This window comes from Acetobacter cerevisiae, assembly GCF_001580535.1.
Lineage (GTDB): Bacteria > Pseudomonadota > Alphaproteobacteria > Acetobacterales > Acetobacteraceae > Acetobacter > Acetobacter cerevisiae.
Map to the genome: position 1 here is coordinate 1 of NZ_LHZA01000135.1, position 16,127 is coordinate 16,127.

The 16,127-nt window shown below is 59.1% G+C and carries 18 protein-coding genes; 11 read left to right on the plus strand and 7 right to left on the minus strand.

Going from position 1 to position 16,127, the window contains the following annotated elements; all coding sequences use genetic code 11:
- The 8 genes from AD928_RS05855 to trpS form a co-directional block, all read left to right on the plus strand.
- On the plus strand, positions 1 to 293 hold a 293-nt coding region (locus tag AD928_RS05855; protein ID WP_324609186.1), incomplete at its 5' end, for a transketolase C-terminal domain-containing protein.
- A 4-nt stretch (positions 294 to 297) separates the two neighbouring features.
- Positions 298 to 1,047, plus strand: coding sequence for a TlyA family RNA methyltransferase (locus AD928_RS05860; RefSeq protein WP_062249016.1), 750 nt, complete (start codon positions 298 to 300; stop codon positions 1,045 to 1,047).
- A gap of 180 nt (positions 1,048 to 1,227) precedes the next feature.
- Positions 1,228 to 1,851 (plus strand): hypothetical protein, encoded by a 624-nt coding sequence (locus AD928_RS05865; RefSeq protein WP_062249019.1) that lies wholly within the window; start codon positions 1,228 to 1,230, stop codon positions 1,849 to 1,851.
- Positions 1,852 to 2,032: 181 nt separating this feature from the next.
- A complete protein-coding gene (gene rlmN / locus AD928_RS05870) occupies positions 2,033 to 3,247 on the plus strand; it encodes a dual-specificity RNA methyltransferase RlmN (protein WP_062249021.1) in 1,215 nt (404 codons plus the stop codon).
- A gap of 114 nt (positions 3,248 to 3,361) precedes the next feature.
- Positions 3,362 to 4,603, plus strand: coding sequence for an argininosuccinate synthase (locus AD928_RS05875; RefSeq protein WP_043550972.1), 1,242 nt, complete (start codon positions 3,362 to 3,364; stop codon positions 4,601 to 4,603).
- A gap of 43 nt (positions 4,604 to 4,646) precedes the next feature.
- Positions 4,647 to 5,138 carry an FKBP-type peptidyl-prolyl cis-trans isomerase gene (locus AD928_RS05880; protein ID WP_062142105.1) on the plus strand — a complete coding sequence of 164 codons (492 nt, stop codon included), beginning with the start codon at positions 4,647 to 4,649 and terminating at the stop codon, positions 5,136 to 5,138.
- Positions 5,139 to 5,198: 60 nt separating this feature from the next.
- Complete coding sequence (locus AD928_RS05885) at positions 5,199 to 5,669, plus strand: c-type cytochrome (RefSeq protein ID WP_062249023.1); 471 nt, start codon at positions 5,199 to 5,201, stop codon at positions 5,667 to 5,669.
- Between the two features lie 35 nt (positions 5,670 to 5,704).
- Complete coding sequence (trpS, locus tag AD928_RS05890) at positions 5,705 to 6,700, plus strand: tryptophan--tRNA ligase (RefSeq protein WP_062249025.1); 996 nt, start codon at positions 5,705 to 5,707, stop codon at positions 6,698 to 6,700.
- A 69-nt stretch (positions 6,701 to 6,769) separates the two neighbouring features.
- Here the strand turns inward: trpS and AD928_RS05895 are convergent, their stop codons facing one another.
- The 5 genes from AD928_RS05895 to AD928_RS05915 form a co-directional block, all read right to left on the minus strand.
- The gene (locus tag AD928_RS05895; RefSeq protein ID WP_062142108.1) at positions 6,770 to 7,534 is read right to left on the minus strand and encodes a YoaK family protein; all 765 of its coding nucleotides are present in this window, start codon (positions 7,532 to 7,534) and stop codon (positions 6,770 to 6,772) included.
- A gap of 65 nt (positions 7,535 to 7,599) precedes the next feature.
- A complete protein-coding gene (locus AD928_RS05900) occupies positions 7,600 to 8,067 on the minus strand; it encodes an MliC family protein (protein ID WP_062249027.1) in 468 nt (155 codons plus the stop codon).
- A gap of 153 nt (positions 8,068 to 8,220) precedes the next feature.
- The gene (locus AD928_RS05905) at positions 8,221 to 10,155 is read right to left on the minus strand and encodes an FUSC family protein (RefSeq protein ID WP_062249029.1); all 1,935 of its coding nucleotides are present in this window, start codon (positions 10,153 to 10,155) and stop codon (positions 8,221 to 8,223) included.
- A gap of 90 nt (positions 10,156 to 10,245) precedes the next feature.
- Positions 10,246 to 11,148, minus strand: a complete 903-nt coding sequence (locus AD928_RS05910; protein ID WP_062142111.1) for a LysR family transcriptional regulator — start codon at positions 11,146 to 11,148, stop codon at positions 10,246 to 10,248.
- Positions 11,149 to 11,181: 33 nt separating this feature from the next.
- Positions 11,182 to 12,096 (minus strand): DUF4232 domain-containing protein, encoded by a 915-nt coding sequence (locus AD928_RS05915; protein ID WP_062249032.1) that lies wholly within the window; start codon positions 12,094 to 12,096, stop codon positions 11,182 to 11,184.
- A gap of 177 nt (positions 12,097 to 12,273) precedes the next feature.
- On the opposite strand from AD928_RS05915, the gene AD928_RS05920 reads away from it, so the two are divergent.
- The 3 genes from AD928_RS05920 to AD928_RS05930 all read left to right on the plus strand — a co-directional run bounded on the left by AD928_RS05920 (position 12,274) and on the right by AD928_RS05930 (position 14,268).
- Positions 12,274 to 12,915, plus strand: coding sequence for a PadR family transcriptional regulator (locus AD928_RS05920; protein ID WP_233419970.1), 642 nt, complete (start codon positions 12,274 to 12,276; stop codon positions 12,913 to 12,915).
- Positions 12,916 to 13,045: 130 nt separating this feature from the next.
- On the plus strand, positions 13,046 to 13,327 hold the full coding sequence (locus tag AD928_RS05925; RefSeq protein ID WP_062249034.1) for an Rdx family protein: 282 nt from the start codon (positions 13,046 to 13,048) through the stop codon (positions 13,325 to 13,327).
- A gap of 50 nt (positions 13,328 to 13,377) precedes the next feature.
- On the plus strand, positions 13,378 to 14,268 hold the full coding sequence (locus AD928_RS05930) for a delta(1)-pyrroline-2-carboxylate reductase family protein (RefSeq protein WP_062249036.1): 891 nt from the start codon (positions 13,378 to 13,380) through the stop codon (positions 14,266 to 14,268).
- Between the two features lie 24 nt (positions 14,269 to 14,292).
- On the opposite strand, the gene AD928_RS05935 is transcribed toward AD928_RS05930, so the two are convergent.
- Both AD928_RS05935 and AD928_RS05940 read right to left on the minus strand, forming a co-directional pair.
- On the minus strand, positions 14,293 to 15,174 hold the full coding sequence (locus AD928_RS05935) for a DNA/RNA non-specific endonuclease (protein ID WP_233419971.1): 882 nt from the start codon (positions 15,172 to 15,174) through the stop codon (positions 14,293 to 14,295).
- 7 nt (positions 15,175 to 15,181) lie between these two features.
- A complete protein-coding gene (locus AD928_RS05940; protein ID WP_062249041.1) occupies positions 15,182 to 16,063 on the minus strand; it encodes a 3'-5' exonuclease in 882 nt (293 codons plus the stop codon).
- Positions 16,064 to 16,127: the final 64 nt, after the last annotated feature.

The following is a 16,127-nucleotide window of genomic DNA, read 5'->3' on the forward strand; positions in this document are numbered from 1 at the left end:
GCTTTGCCAAGCCGATTGATACCGCTTTGGTGGAAAATCTGGCCCGCAACCATGCGGTGCTGATCACGCTGGAAGAAGGCGCGATTGGCGGGTTTGGCGCACAGGTGGGCCAGCATCTGGCCAATACCGGCCTGCTGGACCATGTCCGCTTCCGCCCCATGACCCTGCCCGATATCTTCATCGACCATAACACGCAGGACGCTCAGTACGAGCAGGCCGGCCTCACCGCCCCCCACATCGTCAAAACCGCTCTCAGCGCGCTGGGTGTGGCGCTGACGGAGCAGACGGCCTGATCTGATGGCGCGCCGTCGTGTTGACCAGATGCTTGTTGACCGGGGGCTGGTTGAAAGCAGGACAAAAGCTCAGGCCCTGATTATGGCCGGGCTAGTGTTCACCGGAGAAAAACGCGTTGCCAAGGCAGGTGATCAGCTTGCCGAGGACGCGCCTCTGGACGTGCGTGGCCAGCAGCATCCGTGGGTTTCCCGCGGCGGCTGCAAGCTGGCTCACGCCGTCACTCATTTTGATCTTTCCCCGCAGGACCGCGTGTGTCTGGATGTCGGTGCTTCTACTGGTGGCTTTACCGATGTGCTGCTCACCAACGGGGCACGGCATGTCTATGCTGTGGATGTTGGACACGGGCAGCTGGCATGGAAGTTACGGTCTGACGCCCGCGTGACCGTGATGGAAAAGTGCAATGCCCGGCATCTGGACAGCACGCAGATCCCGGAAGCCCCGTCTGTCATTGTCTGCGATGCCAGCTTTATCGGCCTTCGGACAGTGCTGCCTGCCGCCCTGTCTCTGGCAACAGATGACGCCTGGGCCGTCGCTCTCATCAAACCGCAGTTTGAAGCAGGCCGTGACCAGATCGGGGCCAAAGGCGTTGTGCGTGACCCAGCGGTGCATGAAAGCGTGTGCCAGATGATCCATGACTGGTGGAGCGCTCTGCCCGGCTGGTCTGTGCTGGGGATCGAAGCGAGCCCCATTACGGGGCCGGAAGGCAACCGGGAATTCCTGATTGCGGCCAAACGGGTTCCGCTCGTCGGTTAAAACAGTCCGGCAGGACTGCTTCCTCAAGCAGTCTTGCTGCCCGTTCTTGTAAAAACACTTCCTTAAAAGATTTTTTATTACTGCCTGCTCGGCAAATACGTGGCGAAAGATCACTTTTTCTGCCACATTCTCCAAGTAATAAAATCTTCTCACAGCATAGTTTAAGGAAGTCTGTCGCTTATGCGCAAAATCATCATGATGCTTGGCGTTGCAACCGGCCTGCTCGGCATCACTGGTGGTGCCCAGGCTGCCCCTCGCCCGTATAATGCTGCCGCCAATGCCCCTGCCCCGCAGGACAGCGTGACGGAAGCGGGCAGCTCTCTGCTCCGTGGCTACGAGCAGGACGGACTCACGCTCCAGGATGATCTGAAAAATCAGACACTGGTGATTTCAACAGATCCGGCGACACTGCATGCCCGCGCGCTCCCATCCGATGGAAATAACCGGTATCGCATCGCCATGCGGGATGTGCTTTCTGCCGCGGCCTCTTACGCCTATCTGTATTTTGGCCTGCATCAGGATGCGGACCACCTTTCTGTAGTGGCCAACATCCAGTCTGACGGCCTCCAGCAGGCTAGCATGGCAGGCAGCACAGCAGAGGCGGAACAGCCAGCGATGACGTTTGATATTCCGCGCCCTTCCTTCCCGATCTCTCCGGACACGACGCCAGACGCCTATTCCGCGCAGACAATCAGCGCGATTCTGGGCGGGATTGATCCGGCCAAAACCAATATCGCGGCATGGCTGCGCTCGGGTTTGCAGGCTTCCCCGCAACCGTCCGGCGCCCCCACGCACACGCCGTAAGGAAACCTTCTGGCCCTGAACGCTGAACGCGCGAGCGGTTTGGCTGCAGGACCAGCTCCTAAACAGCTGATCCAACGGCTTTGCGCAGAAAGATCAGGATAATTTATCAAGGGTCCGGTGCTTGCCGGGCCCTTCTCTGTTATAAGGGCTCCTTTCCTCCCTTCCAGTAGTGGCGCCGTTCATGTCTTCAGGTAATTCTGCTCATCCCACACCATCGCACGATGCAGAGGCCGCAGCCTCGCTCAATGCGGATGAACGGGCCCGTATTCTGGCAAAAGCCGCCCTGTTCAGCCCGCCTCCGGCCACTCTGCCGGATGGGCGACGCGATCTGGTGGGGCTGACGCGTGAGGAAATTACCGACATTCTGGTCGAAATCGGGGAAAAGCCGTTTCGGACCAAACAGCTCTGGCACTGGATCTACCATCAGGGCGTGACCGATTTCACGCAGATGAGCAGCATTGCCAAACCGCTCCAGCAAAAGCTGGCGGAACGGTTTGTTGTTGGTCGCCCGGAAGCCGCAACAGTCCAGACGTCCTCGGACGAAACCCGTAAATTCCTTTTCCGGTTCCGTGACGGGCAGGAAGCTGAAACTGTCTATATCCCGGACCGTCGGGAAGACCGGGGGGCTGTGTGCATTTCCTCGCAGGTTGGCTGTACGCTGTCCTGCACCTTCTGCCATACCGGCACCCAAAAACTGGTGCGCAACCTTGGCGCTGCGGAAATTGTCGGCCAGTTCATGGCGGCGCGGGATTCCTATAACGAATGGCCCAGCCCCAAGGGTGACACGCCCCGCCTGCTCTCCACCATCGTACTGATGGGCATGGGTGAGCCGCTCTATAATTACGAAAACATCGCCAAGGCCATGCGGATTATCATGGATGGTGAAGGCATTGGCCTCTCCCGCCGCCGCATTACGCTCTCCACTTCTGGCGTTGTACCGCTGATGGACCGTTGCGGGGATGAACTAGGCATCAACCTCGCTGTCTCCCTGCATGCGGTACGGAATGACCTGCGGGACGAGATTGTGCCGCTCAACCGCAAATACCCCATTGAGGAAGTCCTGGCCGCCTGCCGCCGCTACCCGGCTGCCAGCAATGCCCGCCGCATCACGTTTGAATACATCATGCTGCGCGGCGTGAATGACAGTGAGGCCGACGCGCGGGAACTGGTCCGGCTGATTTCCGGCATTCCCGCCAAGGTCAACCTGATCCCCTTCAACCCCTGGCCGGGCAGCGCCTACCGCCCCTCCACGCGGGAACAGCAGAACAAATTTGCGGATATCGTCATGGCCGCAGGCTTTGCCTCCCCCATCCGTACACCGCGCGGGCGCGATATTCTGGCCGCCTGTGGGCAGCTGAAAACCGAAAGTGAGCGCATCCGCACTTCTCAAAGCTGATTTTTCTGCATCAGACCACGCTCAGCGGGGGTTGGGCTCTGGCTCCCTTCCCCCGCTGGTGCTAGGACACTCTTCGGACTTTATTCATTTTATCAGATTCAGGAGACCTGCCTCATGGCCGCTACTGCCGCCAGAAAAGATGTCAAAAAGGTTGTGCTGGCCTATTCCGGCGGCCTTGATACGTCCGTCATCCTGCGCTGGCTGCAGAAGACTTACGGGTGTGAGGTTGTCACCTTTACGGCTGACCTTGGTCAGGGTGAGGAACTGGAACCGGCCCGCAAGAAAGCTGAGATGTTCGGCGTGAAGGAAATCTTCGTCGAAGATCTGCGCGAGACCTTCGTCAAAGACTTCGTGTTCCCCATGTTCCGGGCCAACACGCTGTATGAAGGCCAGTATCTGCTGGGCACCTCCATTGCCCGCCCGCTGATTGCTCAGCGCCAGATCGAGATTGCCCGCGCTGTTGGGGCCGACGCTGTTGCCCACGGCGCAACCGGCAAAGGGAACGATCAGGTTCGCTTCGAGCTGGCCTATTACGCCCTGCAGCCCGACATCACGGTTATCGCACCCTGGCGTGAGTGGGATCTGACCTCCCGCACCCGCCTGCTGTCCTTCGCTGAAGAAAACCAGATCCCCATTGCGAAGGACAAACGCGGCGAAGCGCCGTTCTCCGTCGATGCCAACCTTCTGCACTCCTCCTCTGAGGGCAAGCTGCTGGAAGATCCGGCCATTGGCCCGGAAGAAATCGTTTTCCAGCGCACCATTTCTCCGGAAGCAGCCCCGGATGTAGCGACGGAAATCACCATTGATTTCGTCAGCGGTGACCCGGTTGCCATCAATGGCGAAGCCATGTCTCCGGCCACCCTGCTCACCCGCCTGAACGAGCTGGGCAAAGCCAACGGCATTGGCCGTCTGGATCTGGTGGAAAACCGCTTTGTGGGCATGAAATCCCGCGGCATTTATGAAACACCGGGCGGCACCATCCTGCTGACGGCACATCGCAGCATTGAGTCCATTACGCTGGACCGTGAAGCCATGCACCTGAAAGACAGCCTGATGCCGCGCTACGCCGCCATCCTGTATAACGGGCTGTGGTTCTCCCCGGAACGCCGTATGCTGCAGGCGCTGATTGATGCGTCTCAGCATTCCGTTTCAGGCCGCGTGCGTCTTAAACTCTATAAGGGTAATGTCATCTGCGTTGGTCGCGAAAGCCCCAATAGCCTGTATGATACCCGTGTCGTGACGTTTGAGGATGATGAAGGTGCGTATAATCAGGCTGACGCACAGGGCTTCATCAAACTGAACGCGCTGCGTCTGAGACTGGGAGCACAGATTGGCCGCAATGGCGGCGCTCTCTGAGCTTTTGGACATCTGCCATTCTTTCTAGATTGCCGAGAGGACCATGACCCGTCGTTTCAACATCATCCCCTATCTGCTTGCGGCCAGCATGGCCGTTTCTCTTACGGCCTGTGGCTCCCACAAGCAGGAAGAACCCGAGCTGACCCCCATGCAGCAGCTGGACAAGCTGCGAAGCCAGCCTGGTGTGACGGTGCTGAAGGACGGGCTGGCCTATAAGGTTCTGCAGTCTGGCAAGAAAGACGCCGACCAGCCGCGTCCGGGTGACGTCATGATGCTGATCTATGAAGGCCGTCTGCCTGATGGATCCATTTTTGACAGTTCAGAACAGCATGGTGACGGCGCTTATATGCAGATGCCGCTGGAAGGCCTTGTGAAAGGCTGGATGGAAGCCCTGCCGATGATGCGCGTAGGCGATACATGGATGCTCTATGTGCCGCCTGAGCTGGGTTATGGCCACAAAGCCATGGGCGTTATCCCGTCCGACAGCCCGCTTATCTTCCGTATCCAGCTGCTGGGTGTGACGCACACGCGCTAACCCCGGCATGTTGCCAAAGCTGGCTCCGCCCATGTGGAGCCAGCAGGTCTTTTTAGTCTCATGACGTTTTTCAAACGGCTTCGCCCCGCTCTTCTTGCCGCAAGCGGGGCTGCTCTCTTCCTGACAGCCTGCACCCCTAAAAGCGGGGCTGGCCTGTACGGGACAAACTGCGGCATCTGCCACCATGGTGGCGACGGAATGCCCGGCGCGGTCCCCCCGCTTGTCGGACGGATTGACCGCATTGCCAGCACACCGGAAGGCCGGAAATATCTGGCTGATGTGCTGATGAATGGCGTCAGCGGTCCCATCAAAGCCAACGGGCAGCCTTACGAGGCCGAAATGCCGCCTTTCCGCTACCTGCAGGATGAACAGGTGGCGCAGATTCTGACGTGGCTGTCTTCCCGCGGGCAGACCAGCCCCACACCGCAAATTACCACAGCAGACATTGCAGCCGCTCGCACCACCCGCAAATCGGCTGGCATGGTCGCGCTGGAGCGGGAAGAGCTGGACCATAAAGCCCCCCTTCCCTGACCCTTCCTTTTCCTGACGCAGGCACTGGTATCCTTATGCAACGTATTTTTTCCGGCATTCAGCCCTCCGGCATTCCGCAGCTTGGCAATTATCTGGGAGCCATCCGCAACTGGGTAAGCCTGCAGGCCGACCATGAGTGCGTTTTTTGCCTTGTGGACATGCATGCCATCACGGTGTGGCAGGACCCGGAAAAACTGCGCAACCAGACGTTGACGCAGACCGCGATCCTGCTGGCCGCCGGGATTGATACGGACAAGCACATTCTGTTCAACCAGTCTGCCGTATCCGCCCATGCGCGGCTGGCGTGGATTTTCAACTGTGTAACCCGCCTTGGCTGGCTGAACCGCATGACGCAGTTCAAGGACAAGGCCGGCAAGGACCGGGAAAACCATTCCGCTGGCCTGTATGTCTATCCCAGCCTGATGGCGGCCGACATTCTGGCCTACAAAGCTACCCGCGTGCCGGTTGGGGAAGACCAGAAGCAGCATCTGGAACTGACGAACGACATCGCCCAGAAGTTCAACCATGACTACGGCGTTGAATTCTTCCCGGAAGTCGAAGCGCTGATCCCGCCCGCAGCAGCACGTGTGATGAGCCTGCGCGACGGCACCAAGAAGATGTCCAAGTCGGACCCATCTGCCCAGAGCCGTATTGAGCTGACGGATGATGCCGACACAATTGCCCTGAAGCTCCGTCGCGCCAAAACGGATGCCGATGTGCTGCCCGCAGAGCCTGCCGGACTGGCAGACCGCCCGGAAGCCAAAAATCTGGTGACCATTTACGCGGCTCTGGCTGACCTGAGCGTGGAAGAGGTTCTGGCGCGCCATCAGGGCGAAGGCTTTGGCCCCTTCAAAAAGGCGCTGACCGACGTTGTGGTCAACGCCATTGCCCCCATTGCGCAGGAAACCACGCGCCTGATGCAGGATGAAACCCATCTGGCCAACGTGCTGCGCTTCGGCGCTCAGCGCGCACAGGCGATTGCAGAGCCGATTGTTTCTGAAGCTGAAAAAATTGTCGGCTTTCTGAAGTAAACCGCTCCCGCGGCATCTGTCAGCAAGAAGGCCACTTCAAGAAACTGCTTTCTTGCTGGATGCTTTTTCTCAGAGAGACGGCGGGGGCGTTGTATTCCGCTCTGTCTGACCAGACGATACTGGAAACGCGTTCGCCAGAATACCTGGCAGCGCCAGAGCAATGACGACACAGGCCACGCCCATCAGAAAAAAGCGTGGCCATGTGGTGTAGCCAAAAGCTCCTACCGCCCCGCCTGCGATAAAACAGGCAATAATTTTGCTATGCAGCCGCAGGCGTAGCACCGTTTTTGCATGGTGTTCCGGATCAACAGGATGCCGGAAGGCATCGACCCAGTCTGCCAGTTCAATTCCCAGATCGGTAATCATTCCGGTCACATGCGTTGTGCGCACGACTGAGCCGGAAATCCGGGTGACTGTGGCGTTTTGTAACCCCATCAGAAAGCTCAGCCCCAGCGGTGGCAAAATATGGTGCCCGGATGGGGGAAGCCAGAAAAACTGTGCCAGATTGATCGTGGCGAGAAGTAAACCTTCCAGCAGAATACTATAGGCATAAATCGCCTTCTGCCCGCGCCTGCGACCGCCATTGACCAGAAACGTGCACATCATCGCGCCGAGAAAAAAGCTGGCAATCAGGGCAACGCAGGTCAACACCTCCTCGGCCTGCCCTTTTTGCAGACCGATGGCAAAGGCTGTGACATTGCCGGTCATGTTCGCGCAATAAGACCCAACACTCAGAAACCCGGCAACGTTCACTGCTCCCGCCACAAGGGCCAGAGAGCACCCTAACTGCCGGTCATGCAGAAAGCTGCGGCTTCCTTTTTCAAGAAAAAGCATAGGTCAGCTCAAAACCTCAGGAGCCAGCGCACGTATGCCTGCCTCTTTTTCCCGGCTCGCATCACTCAACGCCCTTTGCGCGAAGCTGCTTTATCCGTTTCCTGACAGGTTAAAGGCTTCGTGTCCTCCGCCCCCACTTCCGAGAAAAAAGCCGTGTCGCCCTTGCTCCACCATTCAAACCGATTGGCCGTATAGCGGGCGCCAGAGGCGGAAATGACATTAGAGAAAACCTGTGTTTCTCCTTCCACCGGCAGCACAGCCAGACTGACCGCCCCGGCATTGAGATAGGTGACGGAGACGAGCGGTTTTGCGAGTTTATCGAGCAGTTCCTGAGAACCGGAACAGCGATACGTTGTGCTGATTTTCTGCACCTGGCTTGCAGGTGTAAGCGGAATATTCAACGTGCTTGCCGCAGCGGATTTGGCTGCCAAACAGGTATTTGCGCCTGCGCCACCCAGCACACCAAAGGCAGCAGCCAATCCGGCCAGCACTTTTAATGTCAGGCCTTTCTTGCCAGCATTTCTGACGTTCACGAGGGCTCTCCAATCTTACCAGCGGGATACTCTGGCCGGAAAACTACACCCGGTTTGCCGTTTTACAAAAATTCCCTGATCCAAAACCACTCATGCAGCGGGAAAAACTCCCCCATCCCAAAAAAAGAAAGACCTCACAGAAGCCGATTTTCTTCAGGACAGCACATCCTCTGGCCGTTCAGCTGCCAGAATACGCAGGCTGATAGCCGCTTTCTGCAGGGTTTCCTGCACCTCAAACGGCTTACCGTGCATCTGCCGCAACAGCCATCCTTCCGTCATCCCGGCCCATGCCGTGGCGTCTGTACCCGTCTGCACCCATTTACGCAGAAAGACCTGAATGCCGCGTCGGGCGCTGAGCGGCAGAACCGGGTCCTTCGCCACATCCCGCAGGAAAACAATGTGCATGCCCATGGTCATGGCGCGAAACTGCGTTTGCATATAGGCCAGCCGGACAGGTTGCGGCACGCCCTGCGCATTCCGCAAAATCCGCACAAGGCTGGAGGCACTTTCTGCAAGCCATTGATGCACTGTCACCCGGCTACCCGGTGCCCCCAGAGCCTTCAGCCTGCGCTCCACCCAACGGGCCGTGCGCCGCATGTGAGAGTCCACCCGGAATGGCAGGACGAGGCGATACGTCCAGCCAACAAAGGTCACGGCGACCAGAAAGGCCATGGCGTTGTTGAAAAAGGCTTCTTCTGAAAAGCGGCTCTGGTTCCCCGGCCCGATCAGAACGGGCAAGAACATATTAAAAGAAAAGGCATACCCCGCAGTAGCCGGCTTCCGCGCAGCCAGACCACCAATTGTCATGACGATCATCAGCATGACAATCAGCACCTCGGGGGCTGTGACCGCAGGCATGATCCAGAATGCATAAATGGCGGCAGCAAACGCACACCAGAGCGCCCCTTTCAAAAAAGGGGTGGAAGCCACAATGGGATTTTCCCGCGTCGCCAGCAGACCATAAACCAACGCCACAAAAGAGATAAAGCCAGCCCCCGCAGGCCAGCCCGTCACCTCCCACACCAGCCAGCCAGCCAGAATGCCCGCGCAGGAACGGATACCGTTTTCAACCGCTTCCAGCGCATGGCGACGGGAGGTCATTTTAAAACGGAAGCGATCTCCGCGTTTTGGGTGCGCGCAGGCCTCAATATGCTGCCGGGCAATATCATAATCCGCGTAAAGGGAGGCCGGGAGCGGGACATCTGCCTGCGCTCCCTCATTTTTCGGCTCCAGTAACAACGCCATACCCCGCGCACGGGCCAACACCATAATCATGGCCGCGAGGGCCGCATGGGCGTGGTCTGCTGCGTGGGTGCGAGGCCCCATTTCCAGCGCATCAAACTCAATGCGGGCGTTAGCCGCCATCAGGTCTGTCAGAACCTGCCCTTGCGTCTGGGCATCCGCCCGCCCGCTGACCAGATCTGACACCACATGCCGCACCGTCTGGAAAGCGCCGTTCAGCCGGTCAAGCAGGCGTTTGCGGGCCTGCGTCTGCAAGGTGGGCATAAAAAGGACAGCCAGAAGGGCTTCACACACCACACCCAGAATAATGTAGGTGCCGCGCGCAATGGCGATATCAAAAACCTGATCAGGCTGCGCAATGGCACCCGTGGCGACAATGGCTGAGGTAAAGCCTGTGAGCACCAGACCATACGCCCGATAGCTTTCCAGAAAGGTCGCTCCGCCACAGCACAGGCCAATCCATACAGCAAGGCAGCAGAAAAACAGAGCGGAGGCCTGCGGGAAAGCGGCAATCAGCGCCACCCCAATACAGCAGCCCAGCACCGTCCCGGCGATACGCCAGCGCGCCTTGGACAGACTTTCCCCGCGCGAGGATTGCGCCACCACCCAGACTGTCAGCGGAGCCCACTGGGGGCTGTCCAGTTCCATGCCCATGGCAATCAGCAAGGACAGGACAGCTGCCAGGGAGGAGCGGACGGCAAAGATCACGTCCATGACCGAGGGCTCAAGCAGCCAGCTCAGCTTACTGCGCCAGGACGTGCGCGGACCACCGAAGAAGAGCCTGCCCAGCAAGCCTCCATCAGGTCTGACCATGCTCTGACCTGTCATGATAGTATCCCGGCGCATGGCACCCCCTCCTGCACGAAGCGGGACAATGCGAAAAACCGAGGGCCTTCGTCCAAATGTTTGTAATGATCAGGTGATAAAGCCTGCTTATCAGACTGAATAAATGTCTGCCACGTTCAGGGTCTGCGCCACATCCCACAGGCGCGTCAGCAACATGCTTGTGTTGGGTTGGGTGAGCCGCACAAGCCCGACATCGGGCGATGCACATCCGTTAATGCGTCTGAGCTGAAGGCCGGAAAGCCCGACCCGCTCCGGCAACGCCGCCACCGGCAGGATACTGGCCAGACGGCCGCCGAGCAGTTCCGCATGCAACAGTTCCAGCGCATCGGTTTCCAGCATCACGGTCGGGGTCACGTCAGCGTCTCTGAATCCGGCATCCACCAGTTGCCGGCTGCGCATATTGCGGCTGAGCAGACACAGCGGCAGTGAGGCAATCTCCGCCCAGGAGCAGTGCTTACCGGCAGGAAGCTGGACCGAAGCCGCCGCAGCCAGCACATGCTGTTCCGCATACAAAGGCCGCGCCTCAAACACGCCGTCACCCGGCAACTGGTCCAGATACATGATGCCCAGTTGCAAGTGATGCTCCCGGAGCATCCGGGTAATGTCTGCGCTGGAATAAACCTTCACTTCCACATGCAGAGCCGGAACAGCCGCGCGAAAACATTCCAGCAGCAGCGGGACAACCTGTATGGCGGGCGGCATAACGCCAATGGAGAGCGAGCCTCCGGCAATATCCTGCGCAAAAGCAGCTTCCTGCTTCAACCCGTCCAGCGCGGCCAGTGTCTGGCGCGCCCAGACCAGCACACGCTTGCCCTCTTCCGTCAGGCCATAAAAGCGCCGGTTCCGCTGGATGATGGTAATCCCAAGCTCGTTTTCAAGCTGGCGAATACCCGCAGACAAAGCAGGCTGAGAGACGCCACAGCTTTCCGCTGCACGGGAGAAATGACGGCACCGGTCCAGCGCAATCAGATAAGTCAGTTGCCGCAGAAACACCGTATACCTCGCACAATCGGCTCTTTAAAATGCTTACTGTGCATCCGTATGCGCCTGTAGGGCACTCTGGTCAAAAACCTGATGCGCCCCGGCAGGCGCGCAGAGATGGCCTTTAAAAGCGGCCCGTTGCTCCCCCTGCCCGACCTTCAGCACAAGCCATGCGGGCTGCACACAATTATGGCTGTCATCAAACACCTCACCGGAAACCCAGTGCAGTGTGGCCTCACGCACAGCGCCGGGTTCTATAAGGGCAGGCTCAACATGCTGCGTGGCTTTGGCCCCATGAGGACCGGGCTGACGCGCCCGAACAGGTGAGCGCCTGAAAACAGACAGCTTAGCCCCACTTTTGTCTTCAAACTGCACAAGCGGGACTGGCGGCAGGGTGCAGGCTTCCGCCCCTGTATTACGCACGGTGAGCACGGTGCCGGACTGGGACATACCATCAAACGCGCCGTTCCGGTCATCCAGCGTCACGTTCAGATGCGCGGCCTGACAGGCGACCGGGGTATGCCGGGCAGCGGACGACGCTGACACGCCAGCCGCACCAGCGCCCGCAAGAGGCGTTGCTTCAAAGCTCTTCACGCTGCCCGTGGCGGGGTCCAGATGGCAGGACCACTGGAAGGGCGTCCAGCTTATGCCATCTGCCGCCTGCCGGAACTGCCCCCGCCCCTGCAACAAAGAGGAACTGACCAGCACCTGACTACCGGACTGATCATCCTGCAAAAAAAACCGATCATCTGCTCCCAGACGCGTCAGCGGTGCGCGTGCAGCGCTCTGGCAGAGGAAGGTCGTCATCTTCCAGACCAGACTCTGGTTCTGCACCGCAGCACGATCCTGCGGGTTCTGAATGGCCGCAACCTGGCGATTGATGCTGTCCATCTCGGCTTTGGACGGCTGGCTCTCACGGCCCTCCGCCGCAAAAACGGGCGCACTGAACAGAAGCGCCATAAGGCTAACGCCTGCGGCCCCGACCTTGTAAAAGCTTGATATGCTGCACGTTTTTAGATGATGCGTGAGAGTTGGGAGCAGATCAAGCCATCATCCCCGCAGAGGCCTGATGCATTTCTCATAATAAATCAAAAAATAAGTCTTGAAATCTATCTTAAGATATTTATATCGTAAGACATGATGAAAACACAGAAACACGATCGTCCCTCCCGTCATCCTCACCACGCCGCCGGACCGCGCGGCGAACGCCACGGCGGAGGCCGGGGCTTTGGCCGCGGTTTTGGAGGGGGCTTCGGACGAGGCCCCGGCAGAGGAGAATTCCCCAAAGGCCGCAAACTCAGCTCGGAGGAACTCCAGCTCATCCTGCTCGCCCTGCTCGCTGAACAGCCTGCACATGGTTACGAACTGATCCGCCTGCTGGAAGAAAAATCCGGCGGCTTCTATGCGCCCAGCCCCGGCATGGTCTACCCGGCTCTCACCTATCTGGAAGAAATTGGCCACACCTCCGTCACTCAGCAGGGCAACCGCAAGCTATATAGCCTGACGGACGAAGGCCGGGCTTTTCTGGAAGAAAACCGCGAGCAGGCAGACCGTATTCTGGAAACCCTCGCTCGCATTGGCAGCCGCATGAGCGAAGTGCGGGAAGCCTTTGCCGGGGTCAACGCGGTTGATCCGGAAGCCGCTGATGCCCTGCATCAGGCGCGCCACGCCCTCAAACAGGCCATGATGCGCAAACGCGGCTGCTCCCCGGATGCTCTTAAGCGCATTACGCAGATCCTCACCGCGGCGGCTGAGGAAATCTCAAAAATCCCGGAGTAAAATCCCGGATTTTTTCCTGACAGGTCTGGCCGCAGTGTATGCTGCCGCCAGATGAGACCTCTGGCAGAGACCGTCTGCTCATGGCATGAAGGCTCTCGTGTCAGACGCCTGCCCCTGAAAAGAGATCCGCATGACGCACAGTAAACCACGCATCACCATCCACTACTGCACGCAATGCAACTGGCTTTTGCGGGCTGCGTGGATGGCGCAGGAATTGCTTTCCACGTTTGGAGAAACGCTGGGCGGCGTGACACTGGTGCCGGATAGCGGTGGCCGGTTTGAAATCCATGTGGATGATCAGCTGGCCTGGGAGCGCAAGCGAGATGGCGGCTTCCCCGGCCCGAAAGAGCTGAAGCAGAGAGTGCGGGATATCATTTCCCCTCAGCAGGACCTCGGCCATATCGACCGCTAGCGGCGGTTTAAAACGCGCTTTCCCTGCCCTTTTCTGGCATAATCCCGCGCATGAAACACTATTCCGCCGCCCAGACCCGTGACGCCCTCCCCTTTCCGGCTCTGGTAGACGCTCTGGCCCTGACGGCTCAGGCCTATGCAGAGGGCTCCATTGTGTGCCCCGAACGCAGCGTCGTCCCCGTCCCCGGCGGCTCCACGCTCCTGATGACCATGCCTTCGGTCAGTCAGGATCTTCTTGTCACCAAGCTACTGACAATCTGCCCGGACAATGCCGGCACTGACCGCCCCACCATTCAGGGCCAGGTCACCTGTGCCGACGCCCATACCGGCGAGCTCCTCTTCTCACTGGACGGTCCAACCGTAACCATGCGCCGCACCTCAGCCATCAGTCTGCTGGGCGTTCAGCTTCTGGCGCGTGGGCCCGTGCGACGCGTGCTGATAATTGGCACCGGCACGCAGGCCCGCGCCCATTGTGAAGCCTTTGCCGCCCTGTATCCTGACGCCACGCTTGTGGTACGCGCCCGCACGCCGGAGCGCGCGACCACCTTCTGCCAGCAACAGGCCGACCTGCCTTTACATATCCGCCCCGAACGCCCTGACGAAGAGCGCTTTGATGTCGTCCTGACCGTCACCAGCAGCCGGGAGGTTTTGTATGACGGACCACCTGATCCAGACTGTCTGGTGGTTGGTGTCGGGGCCTTCCAGCCCGACATGATTGAAGTTGGCCCGCAAATTGTGCGGAACAGCACCCTCTATGTGGATGACCCGATTGGCGCCCCAAGCGAGGCCGGCGATCTCATTCAGGCAGGCGTCAACTGGGCAGATGTGCGGGCACTTGCTTCTGCCCTACACACCTCGCCCCCGAAAGACCGTCCCATCTTTTTCAAATCCGTCGGCTGTGCCGCGTGGGATCTGGCGGCTTGCCGGGTGCTGGCGCCTTAAACGGCCCTCGGCTCTCCGCCAGCGTTACGGCACCAGAGACTTCACCAGAGCGCGCAGGGCTTTCTGTGCGGCCTTCTTACCCCATTCTTTCAGCAACTTGCGGGTCCGGTCCTGTTTAGCCAGCGCATAGGGGCTTTCCCGAATAGGCGGCATGCCTGAAACGTGATCCTTCATGGATGCAGGCAGTGCCGGAAACGGATCAATATTCACCAGCCGGATCAGCATCGCGACACTGGTAATCCGGCAGGACGGTCGCGCGGTATTCAGGCAGACATACGCGCCCGTGCCATTCCCGGCCGGGTCATACACAGCTTTCCATGTCACGGTCGGGACGGGAATGTGATGGGAGCCGATAGTTCTGAACTGGTCCGGATCATAACCCGGTCCGGTCACCACAAAAATCTCCCCTTCCTCCCGCGCCCAGCCGCGCACGGCACTTTCCACCCCTTCCCACGGGCCACGATTAAGCTCCGGCGTTTGCGGCACAATGTTGGAAAGCAGAAAGCTTTGTTTCTGGGCCGCCGCCCCGGCCTCATCCCCGCTGGGCGTCATGTGCCCACGGTCGTAATGAGAGCGGGTATAATCAGCGGTTAATGCCTGCATGGTGGAAGGCAAGCGCGTGTCCGGCTGAAAATTGTCATGCCGCTGCATCTTGTCGGCAATTTCCAGATTTTCTTCCGTCAGATCTTCCGCAGACCAAAGCGGGCCGCGCGTCTGTTCTGAGGCCAACACGGCATACTGGTCATTACACAGCATAACAGTCCCGATCCGTGCCGTCTCGGACAGGACGGCTGGCGGGACACCTTTGGCAAACAGATCTGGGCAACTTGCAGCATTGGCAACGGGAGCCACTGCTACGGAAGACAAGCACAGCAGTCCCGCTGCACCAAAGAAAACTTTCAGCACGTTTGTCCTAAACCCGGCTCGTAAAGCGGTCTGTGGCTTTAATCTCACTGACAGTCAGCTCAACACCCCGCCGGTAAATCTCATCCCGCAAAAAGGTCTCTTCCTCCTCCCGTTTTTCAGGAGGCAGGTCGATAAACCATGCCTTAGGCCGCCCGTCCATGCCGTCATTCCAGCGATAGCCACGGGCCTTCAGAACGTCCTTGCTTTCAAAGGGTGCCTGCGTTGCCCAGATCCGCACCCAGACCGAGCGGGCGCGATCCAGCAAATAGGAGAGCGCACTTCGCCCCTCCGGGAAGCCGCAATAGCCCAGCAGCGCAAGGCTCGCCAGACAGTCATCCGTGGCGCGATGACCGTCAAAAAAGAACCCGGCCTGTGTTGCCAGATAGCCCAGTTTCCGCCCCTCGAAGCCAGCCTCGTCCCACGGCACATCTGCCATGGAACAAGCCCACGGTTTTTCCGCAAAGGCGGGGCAAAAGGCTTCAATAAACGGACGGTCAAATGCGGCGTTATGCGCAATCACCAGAGAGGCATCGGCCGCAAAATCGGCCACCTCATCCGGCGCAATGCTGTGCCCGGCCAGCATGTCCTGCGTCAGCCCGGTCAGCTCCGTGATACGCTGCGGCACGGGCACGGAGGGTTCACGCAGGCGGCTGAAAGCCGGCAAGACGCCAATCAGGCCGCCATCCAGCGTATAGGCAAACGGCACCATGCCAATTTCGATAATTTCATCAAGGGCTGCATCCAGCCCTGTGGTCTCAAGGTCCAGAAACAGACCTTTGCGCACTCTGCGCCCCTGCGGCATGGCCTCCAGCCAATGCGGCCGCAGGCGGCGCAGCACACGATAATCGCCTGAGCGCTCCAGCGTTCGGGCAAGATTTTCCAAAGACATGTCAGCTCCTGAACCTGCGCGCAACTTATGCAGCGTTGCGCGCAGAGGCCAGAAGATTTTTCCC

Coding starts and splice junctions, on each gene's coding strand:
- AD928_RS05885 (WP_062249023.1), top strand. CDS start 5,199: ATGACGTTTTTCAAACGGCTTCGCCCCGCTCTTCTTGCCGCAAGCGGG.
- rlmN (WP_062249021.1), top strand. CDS start 2,033: ATGTCTTCAGGTAATTCTGCTCATCCCACACCATCGCACGATGCAGAG.
- AD928_RS05940 (WP_062249041.1), bottom strand. CDS start 16,063: ATGTCTTTGGAAAATCTTGCCCGAACGCTGGAGCGCTCAGGCGATTAT.
- AD928_RS05865 (WP_062249019.1), top strand. CDS start 1,228: ATGCGCAAAATCATCATGATGCTTGGCGTTGCAACCGGCCTGCTCGGC.
- trpS (WP_062249025.1), top strand. CDS start 5,705: ATGCAACGTATTTTTTCCGGCATTCAGCCCTCCGGCATTCCGCAGCTT.
- AD928_RS05905 (WP_062249029.1), bottom strand. CDS start 10,155: ATGCGCCGGGATACTATCATGACAGGTCAGAGCATGGTCAGACCTGAT.
- AD928_RS05915 (WP_062249032.1), bottom strand. CDS start 12,096: ATGGCGCTTCTGTTCAGTGCGCCCGTTTTTGCGGCGGAGGGCCGTGAG.
- AD928_RS05895 (WP_062142108.1), bottom strand. CDS start 7,534: ATGCTTTTTCTTGAAAAAGGAAGCCGCAGCTTTCTGCATGACCGGCAG.
- AD928_RS05920 (WP_233419970.1), top strand. CDS start 12,274: ATGATGAAAACACAGAAACACGATCGTCCCTCCCGTCATCCTCACCAC.
- AD928_RS05860 (WP_062249016.1), top strand. CDS start 298: ATGGCGCGCCGTCGTGTTGACCAGATGCTTGTTGACCGGGGGCTGGTT.
- AD928_RS05930 (WP_062249036.1), top strand. CDS start 13,378: ATGAAACACTATTCCGCCGCCCAGACCCGTGACGCCCTCCCCTTTCCG.
- AD928_RS05880 (WP_062142105.1), top strand. CDS start 4,647: ATGACCCGTCGTTTCAACATCATCCCCTATCTGCTTGCGGCCAGCATG.
- AD928_RS05875 (WP_043550972.1), top strand. CDS start 3,362: ATGGCCGCTACTGCCGCCAGAAAAGATGTCAAAAAGGTTGTGCTGGCC.
- AD928_RS05925 (WP_062249034.1), top strand. CDS start 13,046: ATGACGCACAGTAAACCACGCATCACCATCCACTACTGCACGCAATGC.